This window comes from Methyloversatilis sp. XJ19-49 (genome assembly GCF_024580145.1).
In the GTDB taxonomy this organism is placed as follows: Bacteria; Pseudomonadota; Gammaproteobacteria; order Burkholderiales; family Rhodocyclaceae; genus Methyloversatilis.
The window spans coordinates 357,811-370,740 of the sequence record NZ_JANINI010000001.1; the positions used below are offsets into that span (position 1 = coordinate 357,811).

Here is a 12,930-nt window from a genome sequence, read left to right on the forward strand (position 1 = left end):
GACGATCACGGGCAGGAAAGACCGCCTGAGTGGGCGAATCATCCGGGTTGGTGGATCCCTCAACGCTTGACTACACACCAACGACGTACACGGATGCAGCAGACTGCTGCGGCATCAGCCGGACAAGGATGCCTGAAACGGTGACGTCCTCCTCAACAGAATCATGCGCCACACCGCGGGCGGGCGGGCGCGAAAAATCACGTCTGCCCCTGAACGCTTCCGGAATTCGAGGAGTGCGACCGCGTATCGATTCCCGCTTCGGTCCGTCCGCTCGTACGGTGCACACCGGCCATGCCGGTGGCCGGATCACATCGTGGCGCCAACTATTCACGGTAACTTTTTGTCGCTGCGCGCGCCGCCGCCCGGTTGATCCGGCATTCTGGCGCGCCCATCCACCGTGAATCACCCGAACCCGACGTGCCGAACACTCTGGATGCATTGCGCAGCCGCCCCGACTGGCGGGTCTTCCTGCTTCTGCCGTTGCTGCACTTCGCCAGCGTCAAGCTGACCTTCTCGACCGCGCTGTCACCCGAGAATGAGGTGGTCATGTGGCTGCCGAACGCAGTGTTGCTCGCTGCGCTGCTGCACTACCGCGGCGATCGTGCGATCACGCTCGCGCTGCTCGCGCTGGGTTCCGATGTGCTCGCCAACCTGTCGGTATTCCCGCCACTGCAGGCGGTGCTGCTGAGCCTGTGCAATCTGGCCGAAGTCACGGTCACCTATCTGTTGATGCGCCGACTCGGTGCTTCGCCCGGGCTTGAGCGCATCGGCGATTTCGGCCGCTTCCTGCTCGCCGGACCCCTGCTCGGCGCGCTTGGCTGCGCGTTGCTGGCCAGCGCAGTGCTCGTGTTCACGCGTGAAAACGTGAGCGCAAGTTACTCGACACTCGTGTTGCTGTGGTGGTTCGGCGACGCACTGGGCCTGCTGATCTGGACGCCGCTGCTGCTCGCACTGCTGCAACCCGAACGCGACCCGCCGGCGTTGGACTGGCGTGATACGGCGGTCTTCGTATTCACCGGTCTGCTGGCCGGCACGATCTTCCTGCAGGAACACGCTGCCGATCCGGATACCCGGCTGGCGCTGACGCCGCACCTGCTTCTGCTGCCGGTGCTCTACATCGCCGCGCGCTGCGGCCGGCGGCTGACCGCATTGACCGTGGCGTTGATTGCACTGACCGCCGCGTGGTCGCAGACCACCGGATTCCGTCCGTTCGGCGATGCGACGCCGCACGAAATGATCCTGCGCGCGCAGGAGTACATCCTGACGCTGAGCATCATCGGCATGGGGCTGGTCATCCTGCTGGGCGAACAGCGCGCGCTGGCGCACGAGCTGGAAGACAAGGTGAACGAGCGCACCCGGGCGCTGGAAGCGTCGAACCGCCGGCTGGCCGAGCTGAGCGCCACCGACAGCCTGACCGGCGTGGCCAACCGGCGCTGCTTCGACACCACGCTGGCGCTGGAATGGGCGCGGGCGCGGCGCAATGAAGAGCCACTGGCGCTGTGCATGCTCGATGTCGACCTGTTCAAGGACTACAACGACCACTACGGCCATCAGGCCGGCGACGATTGCCTGCGTCAGGTGGCCGAGTTGATCGGTCTGCATGTGCGACGTTCGACCGATCTGGTCGCCCGCTACGGTGGCGAGGAATTCGCCTTCATCAGTCCGGGCGTCGATGAGGCGCACGCACTCGCCACGGCGCAGTCGCTGTGTGCAGCGCTGCGCGCGCGCGCGCTGCCACACCAACGCTCGCCCTTTTCCGTGCTGACGGCAAGCATCGGAGTGGCCGTCATCGTACCGGGTGAGGACGACACACCGGACGCGCTGGTGCGCCGGGCCGATGCAGCGCTTTACGAGGCCAAGCGGCGAGGCCGCAACCAGGTCGTTCTGGCGGGCGCGCCTGTGCTGCCAGCGGCCTGACCGACTTGGGCCCACCCGGAACGCGCCCGCATCGGCCCGGCAGTCCTAATACCAAAGTCGTAATTTTCCTTGTCGAGTGGCCTTACATCGATGTCAGGGCAATCAACACAAGCAATGGAAAATCATGCACTTGGCCGCTGGGTATGCTTTTTGCGTTCCGCTAATCAAAAATGCTCCGCCCACAGGGAGGAGGTCAGACTTTCAGGAGATCCGCAATGTTTGTCCGTCGCACGCTCGCCGTGCTCGGCCTGCTGTCGCAGGCACTGATCGTCGCGCCATCGAGTGCCGCGCCGGTCAACTGGGTGGACTGGACCAGCGGCACCGCCGGCGCCAGCGGCTCGGCCACCGGCGTGCTGAACATCGGCGAATCGACGGTCGATGTCGATTATGTCGGCGAAATCGCCTTCATCCAGACCGCGGGCGGCGACAACTACTGGAAGCCCTCTTCGCCCTATGTCAGCGCATTGGTCGACAACGCCCCGGGCACGACGGACATCATCGCGCTGTCGCGGGCCACATCGAAAACGCTGACCTTTTCGGAACCGGTACAGGACCTGTTCTTCGCCGTGGTCAGCCTGAACGGCAACGGCTACCGGTTCGACCAGGATTTCGAGGTGGTCGGTTTCGGGGCGGGCTACTGGGGCAACGGCACGCTGACCCGCGTCGATCTGGGCGGCGGCCAGTTCCAGCTGAACGGCAGCGGCGAACCGCATGGCGTCATCCGTTTCACCGGCGCTGTCAGTTCGATCACCTGGACCAGCCTGACCAATGAGTACTGGAACGGCTTTACCGTGGGCACCTATGGCATTGCACCGCCGCCGGTACCGGAGCCCGAAACCTGGGTGCTGATGCTGGCCGGTCTGGGCATCGCCCTGCTGGCGGGTCTGCGCCGCCGCTGATCCGCAGGTGACGCGCGCGGGCTGCCCGCGCTTGGCGCGACCTCCTGGCAACCTCGTTGCGGCACAGCCGGCGCAACAACCTTCCCGCTCGCGTTCCGTTCATCCGGCGCTGCCGCGCCCGATCCGTCCGCAGCAGCGCGCGTGATCCGCTATCCTGTCGCGCCAACCGGTGCCACCTGCGCTTGCAGAACGGCCGCCGGCCTTCCCCCCGCATCCGAAGCAGCAGAGGCCTTTCCGTGATCGAAGAGTTCCAGAGTTATCTGCTGTTCTTCCTCGGCGCCTGGTGGATCGCGCTGATCGCGCTGGTCGCCGGCGCGTTCGGTGGCCGTCATTCGCAGCGTCTGGTGGCCAGCCCGCTGGTCATGCTCATCATCTTCATCCAGGTCTGGATCGTCGTCGCGCTGGCCAAACTGGCGTTCGGCTATGTCGGCTATCTGATGGAACTGGGCAAGAACGTGCAGGCCATCTATCCGGAATTCGTCATGCCGCTCGCCGCCGGCATCTATCTGGCGCGCCAGCTGCTGCGGCTGGACGCCCAGAAGCACGGACGGCTGCGTGCCGACACCGGTCTGCCGCCGCCGCGACGGCGCATGCGTCGGCCCTACTGACAGGTCAGCCAGCGCGGGTTCACCGCAGGCGCACGACGTGGTCCAGTTCGCCCTTCTTCACCTCCACCACCGCGTCGAGCGACTTCAGCATGTCGCTGAAATCGGTGTAGCCGTGGTCCTTGACGTCGAACGTGGCGTCGAGCCGCTTGATCATCGGCCAGATCGACGCCTTGTTCACCCACGGTTCGCCCTGGGCACCGGACAGCAGACGCACGGCGCGTCGCAGGAGGTCGGCCGCCGGATCCGAAGGCTGCACCGCGCTCGCGTCGGCCGGCGATGCCTCGTCGGACGGGCTCTTGCCGATCAGGTTCTCGTAGTAGCGGAACTCGTGACAGCTTTTCGCCCAGTGGCGATTGGTGGCCTTGCGCGTGCCGACGCCGATCAACGTGCGCCCGGCCGCCTTGATTTTCTGTGCGACCGGCATGAAATCGCTGTCGCCACCGACGATGATGACGGTCCCGATGTGACCGAAGCGGCTGATGTCTTCGGTCGCATCCAGACACAGCTTGATGTCGGCGCCGTTCTTGGCTGACGCACCCGGCGGAAACAGCTGGATCAGTTCCACCGCGCTCTGCAGCAGCACGTCGCGGTAGCGGCCGAAGTACTGCCAGTTGCAGTAGGCGCGATTGATCGCGATCGGTCCGAACGATGCACCGAGGCCGACGATGGCATCAATGTCGACCAGCGGTTCCTGCACCTTGAAGCGGGAATCCGGCTTGGCGTAATGACCTTCGCCATAACGGTCTTCGACAAGACTGGCGTGCAGGTTCTCGAAATCCCAATATAGGGCGACCGACCGGTTCGGTTCGCTGTCACTGCGGCTCAATGTGTGCTCCCTGCGTGCTCTGATGGGGCCGACATGATGCCTGCCGCCGCGCGTACGCGCGGGAAAAAGGTGGGCGGACTGGCCCGGCCGCCCCCTTTGAAGTAGTCTTTTCGGATACTTGGTGATTCCGGGGGCAGTGCCTGACGAAGGCGCTGCCTTTTTGTTTTGGGGCACCATCATCGAACGCCGGACCGTGCGTTCGTTCATCCGAACATCCGTCCATCATGAGGTGACCCGCATGCAGCATTCGCCCCCCATCACCGTATCCAGCCTCGATACCGCGCGCCTTTACCGTCTGCTGGACCGCGAGGCCTGCCGGCATCAGCCGGGCGCCGACGCCCTGCGCGATGAACTGGATCGCGCCACAACGGTGGCACCGTCCGACATGCCGCCGGGCGTCGTGACGATGAATTCCACGGTGCGCTTCATCGATGACTCGAACGGCGCCATCTTCGAGCTCAAGCTCGTGTATCCGGAATCCAGCGGCGTCTCCGGCACGGTGTCAGTGCTGGCGCCGATCGGCAGTGCGTTGCTCGGCCTGTCGGTCGGCCAGGCCATCCCGTGGCAGGTGCCGGGCGGGCGGCAGATCTCGGTGCGCGTGCTCGATGTGCTGATGCAGCCCGAAGCGATGGGCGATTACGTCAGCTGAACGCAGGCGCGCCGCAAAGAAAAAGGCCGGCACATGTGCCGGCCTTTTTTGTCAGCGTCGCCGGTTCAGCTGCGACGGTAGGCGATGGCGCCGATCAGGCCGAGACCGGCGATCAGCAGCGCCCAGGTTTCAGGTTCCGGCACCACGGCCACGCCGCTGAAGCTCACTTCCGACACCGAAAACGCGTTGTCGCCGCTGACGGCATAGATGCGGGCGTAGCGCGCAACCGTGGTCGGGAAGTCGATGGTCGCCTGGTATTCCGGATCACCCGCCACGCTGGAAATGATTTCGCTGCCGAAATTCGACTGGCCCTCGAATGCGAGGTTGGTGAACAGCGTGTTCCACGCCGATCCATCGAGCGACACCTGAACCTGGTAGAAATCGTTGTGATCGACGCCGATGAGCACGTCGCTCAGCGTGTAGAGCTGACCGAAGTCGAAATCGAGCGTGACGCCGCTGCTGCCGACCTGATTGAACCAGGACACCGCATCCGTCTGGTACGGCGTGCCTTCCGGCGCGATGTAGCCATCGAACAGGATGGACAGATCGGCACCATCGATCAGGACGAGACCGTTGTTCGACGCCGACACCGGCGTGACGGGCGATGCCGCGAACGCGACCGGGGTTGCGATCAGCGAAGCCGCGATCAGCAGGGACTTGAGCAGGGAAGTCATGAATATCCTTCTTTATGTAGGGGGTGCTGAAATGTTACAAGCAAGTTGCAAACCACTTTTACAAGCCATTGATTGAAATGGACTTGACTCAGCCGCAACGCCACGCTGTCAATTTTCTCGACGCGCCGGTCGGCTTGATCAGAACGCGCGCGCCAGATCCATGCCCGCATAAAGGCCTGACACCTCGTCGGCGTAGCCATTGAACATCAGCGTGTCGCGCTTGAGCAGTTCGCCCAGACGACGCTCGCGGCGCTGGTCGTAGCGCTCGCGGCTGACCTGCGGATTCACGTTGGAATAGAAACCGAAATCGTGCGGTGCCGAGCGATTCCATGACGTCAGCGGTTGCTCGTCGATGAACCGGATGCGCACGATGGACTTCGCACTCTTGAAGCCGTATTTCCACGGCACGGCCAGCCTCAGCGGCGCGCCGTTCTGCTTCGGCAGCAGGTCGCCGTACAGGCCGACGACCAGCAGCGTCAGCGGGTGCATCGCCTCGTCCAGGCGCAGTCCTTCGATGTAGGGAAACACCAGCGGATTGAAGATGGGCGACGACATGAGCCTTGCGTCGTGAAAGGATTCGAATTCGACGTACTTCGCGCTGCCCAGTGGCTCGACCTGCTTCAGCAGCGCCGACAGCGGAAAGCCGACCCAGGGCACGACCATCGACCAGCCTTCGACGCAGCGCAGGCGGTAGATGCGCTCTTCCAGCGGCGCGAGCTTCATGATCCGGTCGATGTCCAGCGTGCGCGGCGTACGCACCAGGCCTTCGATGCTCACCGTCCAGGGACGCACCGGCAGCTTGTGCGCATAGACCGCCGGGTCCTGCTTGCTGGTCCCGAATTCGTAGAAATTGTTGTAGCCGGTGACGTGTTCGAGCGGCGTCGGCCGATCGGTGATCGAATGAGGACTGCGCTGCAGCGGGCCCAGTCCGGACGCCGCGTACAGCGCCCCCGGCGCGGTCCACGCGCCGAGCAAGGCGCCACCGGCGCGCAGCGCGTCGCGGCGCGCCTCGAACACGCTGCGCGGAGTGATGTCCGATGGCGGGATCCGGATGTGCGGGGGTTTCTGCATGCAATGACGGCGGGCGGGTAATGCTGCGACAGACCGGCGCGGTGCCGCGATCCTTACGGATCGATCGGCGACCACTGCAGCGGCAGACCGCCCGGTACGCGCAGCGCACCGGTCACCGCGATCCTGAGCAGGCGCTGCGCCCCGCGATGGGCAGCCAGTGCGTCGGCCAGTGCTTCTTCTTTCTCCACGATGTGCGTGCGTCCGTTCACCTGCAGCAGGTCGCCGCTGTCGAAATCGATGAACAGCAGACCGGCGCGCGGCTCGAGCAGCAGATTGCCCAATGTGTTGAAGAAGAAGTTGCCGGCATAGTCGGGCAAGGTCAGCAGGTCATCCGGGCCGACCGTGACGAAGCCCGGATCACCGCCGCGATGCGACACATCGACGCCGGCCGCGTGCGCGCTCGCGATGAACAGCGTGTCGGCGCGCCTGATCAGCGCGCGCGCCGCGTCGTCGAGCGCCGGCAGCGGCTGCGCCGGTGCAGGCGGCGCGTCGTCACCGAAGAAAAAGGCTTCGCGCGTGCGGATGTATTTCGGGCAGTTGCCGAAGCTCTGCTCCACCTCGACATCGAAACCGGCCGCGCTTGCCCGGGCCACCGATCCATTCATCCTGTTGCGCCGCCGCGTGTGCGGCTGGATGCCGAGCAGTCCGAGCGGCGCGCCGACGCGCACGTGCGCGGCCAGCGGGCTGCCCGCCGGCGCCGGCGCAGCGACGCGCAGCGTGTGCGGATCGGGCGACTGCACGAAGCCCGGCGGGCCGGACAGCACCGAGGCCCAGGGCTGTCCGTCGGCGTCGACGCTGCCGACAACGAGAAACGGCAGCTGCGCGAAGAAGTCGCGATGCTGATCCGGCATGTGGTCGCGGATGGCGCGCGGGCCGATTTCGGCCATGCGCGCCTGCATGCCGGCCTGCGCCTGCAGCGCGCGCTCGCCGTCGTGGAAGGGATCGCGGGGGGTGTCCATGGCGATCAGGCGCGCAGGCCGACAGGGCTGACCGGCATCGCGACGAAGCCGGGCAGCGCCTCGACGCGCGCCAGCCAGGCAAGCACGTTCGGGTAGTCGTCGAGCGACACATTGCCTTCCGGCGCATGGGCGACATAGGTGTAGACCGCGACGTCCGCCAGTGTCGGCGTCGTGCCTGCCAGCCAGTCCTGCGTGACGAGTTCGCCGTCCATCACGGCGAGCAGGCGGTGTGCGCGGGCGATCACCTCCTGCGTGTCGAACTGGGCGCGGAACAGCGTCACCAGCCGCGCGGCGGCCGGACCGAAAGCGACCAGACCGGCCGCGACCGTGAGCCAGCGCTGCACCCGCGCCTGGCCGGCCGGGTCCAGCGGCAGCCAGCGGCCGGGCGCGTAACGTTGCGCCAGATAGACGAGGATGGCATTCGAATCGGCGATCACCGTTGCGCCATCCTCGATCACCGGCACCTGGCCGAAACTGTTCTTCTGCAGAAAGGCCGGCGTCTTCTGTTCTGCGCCCGCCAGGTCGACCTGGCGGAATTCGTACGGCAGACCCAGCAGTCCGAGCAACAGCTCGGCGCGGTGGCTGTGGCCGGACAGCTTGAAGCCGTGCAGCACGATGGGGGCATCAGGACGGTGGATGGCGGTCAGGGACATGGCGTACTCCTCGGTTGGGTTTCGTGCCGCCGAAGGGCGACGCAACACACTATCCACGATCCAGTTCAGGCAATAAATGAGCAATATCGGATAACACTGCTCCACTTATCGCAGTAATATCCGGCATGGACACACTCAGGGCGATGCGCGCCTTCGTCAACATTGCGGAGCAGGGCAGCCTGACTGCCGCCGCGCGGGCACTCGACAGTTCGCTGCCGGCCGTCGTGCGCACGCTGGCCGCACTCGAGGCGCATCTGGGTGTGCGACTGATGAACCGCACGACGCGCCGCATCGCGCTGACCGACGAAGGCCGCAGCTATCTCGAAAGTTGCCGTCAGGTGCTGTCGGCCGTGCAGGACGCGGAAGAGGCGCTGAAGGAAGGGGCGGCCGAGCCGTCGGGACCGATCACGCTGACCGCGCCGGTGCAGTTCGGCCTGATGCATGTGGCGCCTGTCGTCACCCGCTTCGCGCTGCAGTATCCGCAGGTGAAGCTGCGCGTGCTGCTGCACGACCGCGTGGTCAATATGCTGGAAGAAGGCATCGACGTCGGCGTGCGCATCGGTACGCTGGACGATTCCAGCCTGATCGCACGACCGCTCGGCGCCATCCGGCGCGTGGTGGTCGCCAGCCCGGGCCTGATCGCCGCACACGGCGAGCCCGCACATCCGGACGCCCTGCGCGGCGTACCCTGCGTGCGCTTCACCGGCGCGTCGAGCCTGGCGTGGAGCTTTCACATCAACGGTCGCGCCGTCGCGGTACCGGTCGCCGGCAACCTCGAGTTCAACCACATCGCACCGGCGGTCGACGCCTGTGCCGCCGGCGCCGGTTTCGGCCTATTCCTGAGCTACCAGGTCAGGCCCTACCTCGCACGGGGTACACTGCGCATTGTGCTGCGCGAATTCGAGCCGCCACCGCGGCCGGTTCACATCGTGTACCCGCATGCACGCCTGCTGCCAGGCCGCACCCGGCTGCTGGTGGACTGGCTGGCGCGCGAACTGGGTGACGACAGCGGCGCATTCGCGCCGGATCAGGCGTGAAATACGCATGACCCGGTGCGCGCTGCACAATGTCTGAACTTGTCGGCCCGGCACCGCGTCACAGACGCGGTCATAGCCGGGGCAAGCGGATGAAGCTGCCATCACCCCCGGACAACCGGCAGCTCTTACAACACCCGCATCCGCCGGAGTAAAAACGAAAAACATGCAAGCCCATCAGGACACCCTTTTCCTGCGCACGCCCCGCCTCGATGCGACCGACCCGGACGCGCTGCGCAGCACGTTGCGCGATTACTTTCACGCCACCTTCAGCCGCTACGAACAGCTGTTCGAGGTACTGACCTGTGACGAGGCCTACTACCGGAAACCGATTTCGCTGCGCCATCCGCTCATCTTCTATCTCGGCCATACCGCAACGTTCTTCATCAACAAGCTGCTGCTTGCCGGTCTGATCGACGAGCGCATCAACCCGCGCTTCGAATCGATGTTCGCGGTCGGCGTCGATGAAATGAGCTGGGACGATCTGAACGAGTCGAATTACGACTGGCCGAGCGTGCAGGCGGTGCGCGACTACCGCAACGCGGTGCGTGGCGTGGTGGACCGCGTCATCCACACGGCGCCGCTCGCCCCGCCGATCGGCTGGAGCCATCCGTGGTGGGTCGTCATCATGGGCATCGAGCACGAGCGCATCCATCTCGAAACCTCATCGGTACTGATCCGGCAGAGCCGGCTCGATTACGTGCGCCCGCACCCGGCCTGGGAGCCCTGCCGCGACGTCAGCGATGCACCGGACAACGCGCTGCACCCGGTCGCTGCCGGCGTCACACAACTGGGCCGGCGGCGCGATGACCCGATCTACGGCTGGGACAACGAATACGCGCAGCGTGAAGTCGCGGTCGATGCCTTCCAGGCCAGTCGTTTCGTCGTCAGCAACCGCGAATTCCTCGAGTTCGTCGACGATGGTGGCTACGCGAACGAAGCCTGGTGGGAGGACGAAGGTCGTGCCTGGCGCGCCTGGCGCACCGGCGATGGTCACCAGACCGCGCACCCGGAGTTCTGGGTCCGCACGGCCGATGGCTGGCATCTGCGGCTCATGCTCGAACAGGTGCCGATGCCATGGAACTGGCCGGTGGAAACGAATTACCACGAAGCCAAGGCCTTCTGTAACTGGAAGGCCGCGCGCAGCGGCGCGTCGGTCCGGCTGCCGACCGAAGACGAGTGGTACCGCCTGCATGACGCGGCGGGCGTGACCGAGGTACCGGAGAACGGCGCCGCGAGCGCCAACATCCACCTCGATCACTGGGCATCGTCCTGTCCGGTCGATCGTTTTGCCCACGGCGACTTCTTCGACGTGGTCGGCAATGTGTGGCAATGGACTGAAACGCCGATCTACCCGTTCGCCGGCTTCGATGTGCACCCGACGTATGATGATTTTTCGACACCGACCTTCGACGCGCGCCACAACCTGATCAAGGGTGGCTCGTGGATTTCCTGCGGCAACGAGGCGACGCGCGCATCGCGCTATGCCTTCCGCCGCCATTTCTTCCAGCATGCGGGGTTCCGATACGTGGTGAGCGATACACCGGCCACAGCGCCGAACGTCTATTACGAAAGCGACCGGCAGTTGTCCGAGTACGCCGAATTCCATTACGGCGACGAGTACTTCGGCGTGCCCAACTTCCCGAAGGCGCTGGCGCAGATCGCCATCGAAGCCATGGGCGGTCGCCCGGCCCGCCGCGCGCTCGATCTGGGCTGCGCCACCGGCCGATCCACCTTTGAACTGGCACGTCACTTCGAACACATCACCGGCGTCGATTTTTCGGCCCGCTTCATCAACGCCGGCGTCCATCTGGCCGAACAGGGCGAACTGCGCTACACCTTGCCGGACGAAGGTGAACTGGTGTCGTACAAGACCCGCCGCCTGGCCGACATGGATCTGGACGCGGTGCGCGGGCGGGTCGACTTCCAGCAGGGCGACGCCTGCAACCTCAAATCGGTGCTGACCGGCTATGACTTCATGCTGGCCGCCAACCTGATCGACCGGCTGTACGATCCGGCCGCCTTCCTGAAGTCGGTGCATGAACGCCTCAATGTCGGTGGCGTGCTGATGATCAGCTCGCCCTACACCTGGCTCGAAGAGCACACGAAACGCGAAGACTGGCTGGGCGGATTCAAGAAGGATGGCGAAAGCTGGACCACGCTCGATGGCATGAAGCTCATCCTGGGCGAGCACTTCCGTCCGCTCGGCGCGCCGCGCGACGTGCCTTTCGTCATCCGCGAAACGCGTCGCAAGCACCAGCACACGGTGGCCGAGGTCACGCTGTGGGAACGCGTGCGCTGAACGGGACGACCGATGTGAGCGTCGATTTCGACCGCCTCATCGCGCGCGACGGCACGGCCAGCGTCAAGCACGACGGGCGCGCCAGCTACTTCGGTACGACGGCCGTGACCCCGCTCTGGGTGGCCGACATGGATTTCGCGGCGCCGCCCGCCGTGCTCGATGCGCTGGCGGCGCGCGCCGCGCACCCGGTGTTCGGCTACTCGCTCTACCCGGACGGTGCCTTCGATGCGCTGACCGGCTGGCTCGGAGCGCGGCACCGCTGGTCGGTCGCGCGGGAATCGGTGCTGATGTGCCCGGGCGTCGTGCCCACGCTGTACGCGGCGGTTCAGGCGTTCGCCGCCGAGGGTGAAGGCGTCATCGTGCAGCCGCCGGTGTACCCGCCCTTCTTCTCGGCCATCCGCGACACCGGCCGGCGCGTGATCGAAAACCCGCTGATCGAGCGCGACGGCCGCTGGACCCTCGATCTCGATCAACTCGAGCGCTGCGCCGCCGACGGCGCGAAACTGCTGCTGCTGTGCTCGCCGCACAACCCGGTCGGCCGCGTGTGGTCGCACGACGAGCTGGACGGCATGCTGGCCGTGGCGCGCCGCCACGGACTGGTCGTGCTGGCCGACGAAATCCACCACGACCTGATCTACCCGGGCCACACGCACATTCCGCTGGCCACATTGGCGCAGCCGGGCGACCGCATCGTCACCACGGTGGCGCCGAGCAAGACCTTCAACATTCCGGGCCTGGGCCTGTCGGCGCTGATCGCGGACGACGCCGAGCGGCGCGCGATCGAAAACGTCTTCGGGCGCCTGCACGTCAGCGCGTCCAACCCGTTCAGCGTCGCCGCATTCGAAGCCGCCTACCGCGACGGCGGCCCGTGGCTAGATGCGCTGATGACCTATCTGGCCGGCACGCGCGACGCCGTCATGCAGTTCGCCGCACAGCGCCTGCCCGGCATACGCGCCGTGCAGCCGGAAGGCACCTACCTGATCTGGCTGGACTGCCGCGCACTGGGGCTGAACGACCGCGCACTGCGCGAGTTTTTCGTCGACGGCGCACAGGTCGGCATGAACCCCGGCATCACCTTCGGCACCGGCGGCAGCGGTTTCATGCGGCTCAACCTCGGTTCGCCCCGTGCAGTCATTCTCGACGCGCTGGGGCGGATCGAGCAGGCGTTGTCACGGCGCTGAGCGACCCTTCGGGGGCAAGGGAGCGGCTGCCTGTGTTGGACCTGCCCTGTGGAAGAGGCCATATGGGCGCTGCGACGGTTTTTGTGGGAGCGGCGGCCTCGCCGCGATCGGCGCGTTGATCAACGATCATCGCGGCATCCATCGCGGCGAGGCCGCC

At 65.8% G+C, this 12,930-nt stretch carries 12 protein-coding genes; 7 read left to right on the plus strand and 5 right to left on the minus strand.

The window, feature by feature from the left end; translation table 11 throughout:
- The first annotated feature begins 417 nt into the window (after positions 1-417).
- From NMQ16_RS01650 to NMQ16_RS01660, 3 genes are all read left to right on the plus strand, one after another.
- The gene (locus NMQ16_RS01650; RefSeq protein ID WP_257078740.1) at positions 418-1,917 is read left to right on the plus strand and encodes a diguanylate cyclase; all 1,500 of its coding nucleotides are present in this window, start codon (positions 418-420) and stop codon (positions 1,915-1,917) included.
- Between the two features lie 215 nt (positions 1,918-2,132).
- Complete coding sequence (locus NMQ16_RS01655; protein ID WP_257078741.1) at positions 2,133-2,816, plus strand: PEP-CTERM sorting domain-containing protein; 684 nt, start codon at positions 2,133-2,135, stop codon at positions 2,814-2,816.
- A gap of 236 nt (positions 2,817-3,052) precedes the next feature.
- Complete coding sequence (locus tag NMQ16_RS01660; protein WP_257078742.1) at positions 3,053-3,424, plus strand: hypothetical protein; 372 nt, start codon at positions 3,053-3,055, stop codon at positions 3,422-3,424.
- 19 nt (positions 3,425-3,443) lie between these two features.
- Here NMQ16_RS01660 and NMQ16_RS01665 read toward each other — a convergent pair whose 3' ends face one another.
- Positions 3,444-4,250 (minus strand): NYN domain-containing protein, encoded by an 807-nt coding sequence (locus tag NMQ16_RS01665; RefSeq protein ID WP_257078743.1) that lies wholly within the window; start codon positions 4,248-4,250, stop codon positions 3,444-3,446.
- 238 nt (positions 4,251-4,488) lie between these two features.
- On the opposite strand from NMQ16_RS01665, the gene rnk reads away from it, so the two are divergent.
- Entirely contained in the window at positions 4,489-4,899 is a 411-nt protein-coding gene (gene rnk, locus NMQ16_RS01670) for a nucleoside diphosphate kinase regulator (RefSeq protein ID WP_257078744.1), read from the plus strand.
- A 65-nt stretch (positions 4,900-4,964) separates the two neighbouring features.
- Here rnk and NMQ16_RS01675 read toward each other — a convergent pair whose 3' ends face one another.
- The 4 genes from NMQ16_RS01675 to NMQ16_RS01690 form a co-directional block, all read right to left on the minus strand.
- Positions 4,965-5,573 (minus strand): PEPxxWA-CTERM sorting domain-containing protein, encoded by a 609-nt coding sequence (locus tag NMQ16_RS01675; protein WP_257078745.1) that lies wholly within the window; start codon positions 5,571-5,573, stop codon positions 4,965-4,967.
- A 138-nt stretch (positions 5,574-5,711) separates the two neighbouring features.
- Positions 5,712-6,644, minus strand: a complete 933-nt coding sequence (gene msrP / locus NMQ16_RS01680; protein WP_257078746.1) for a protein-methionine-sulfoxide reductase catalytic subunit MsrP — start codon at positions 6,642-6,644, stop codon at positions 5,712-5,714.
- 53 nt (positions 6,645-6,697) lie between these two features.
- Positions 6,698-7,603: a pyridoxamine 5'-phosphate oxidase family protein gene (locus tag NMQ16_RS01685; RefSeq protein WP_257078747.1), complete on the minus strand. Its 906-nt coding sequence runs from the start codon at positions 7,601-7,603 to the stop codon at positions 6,698-6,700.
- A gap of 5 nt (positions 7,604-7,608) precedes the next feature.
- Entirely contained in the window at positions 7,609-8,256 is a 648-nt protein-coding gene (locus tag NMQ16_RS01690) for a glutathione S-transferase family protein (RefSeq protein WP_257078748.1), read from the minus strand.
- 125 nt (positions 8,257-8,381) lie between these two features.
- Here NMQ16_RS01690 and NMQ16_RS01695 point away from each other — a divergent pair, with 125 nt between their 5' ends.
- From NMQ16_RS01695 to NMQ16_RS01705, 3 genes are all read left to right on the plus strand, one after another.
- Positions 8,382-9,293: a LysR substrate-binding domain-containing protein gene (locus NMQ16_RS01695; protein ID WP_257078749.1), complete on the plus strand. Its 912-nt coding sequence runs from the start codon at positions 8,382-8,384 to the stop codon at positions 9,291-9,293.
- A gap of 163 nt (positions 9,294-9,456) precedes the next feature.
- Positions 9,457-11,592 (plus strand): 5-histidylcysteine sulfoxide synthase, encoded by a 2,136-nt coding sequence (gene ovoA, locus NMQ16_RS01700; protein WP_257078750.1) that lies wholly within the window; start codon positions 9,457-9,459, stop codon positions 11,590-11,592.
- 14 nt (positions 11,593-11,606) lie between these two features.
- Positions 11,607-12,773, plus strand: coding sequence for a PatB family C-S lyase (locus NMQ16_RS01705; RefSeq protein ID WP_257078751.1), 1,167 nt, complete (start codon positions 11,607-11,609; stop codon positions 12,771-12,773).
- Positions 12,774-12,930 lie beyond the last annotated feature (157 nt).

Excerpts from the sequence above, each read along its gene's own strand:
- NMQ16_RS01655 (WP_257078741.1), top strand. The coding sequence starts at position 2,133 with ATGTTTGTCCGTCGCACGCTCGCCGTGCTCGGCCTGCTGTCGCAGGCA.
- rnk (WP_257078744.1), top strand. The coding sequence starts at position 4,489 with ATGCAGCATTCGCCCCCCATCACCGTATCCAGCCTCGATACCGCGCGC.
- NMQ16_RS01675 (WP_257078745.1), bottom strand. The coding sequence starts at position 5,573 with ATGACTTCCCTGCTCAAGTCCCTGCTGATCGCGGCTTCGCTGATCGCA.
- msrP (WP_257078746.1), bottom strand. The coding sequence starts at position 6,644 with ATGCAGAAACCCCCGCACATCCGGATCCCGCCATCGGACATCACTCCG.
- NMQ16_RS01685 (WP_257078747.1), bottom strand. The coding sequence starts at position 7,603 with ATGGACACCCCCCGCGATCCCTTCCACGACGGCGAGCGCGCGCTGCAG.
- NMQ16_RS01690 (WP_257078748.1), bottom strand. The coding sequence starts at position 8,256 with ATGTCCCTGACCGCCATCCACCGTCCTGATGCCCCCATCGTGCTGCAC.
- NMQ16_RS01695 (WP_257078749.1), top strand. The coding sequence starts at position 8,382 with ATGGACACACTCAGGGCGATGCGCGCCTTCGTCAACATTGCGGAGCAG.
- ovoA (WP_257078750.1), top strand. The coding sequence starts at position 9,457 with ATGCAAGCCCATCAGGACACCCTTTTCCTGCGCACGCCCCGCCTCGAT.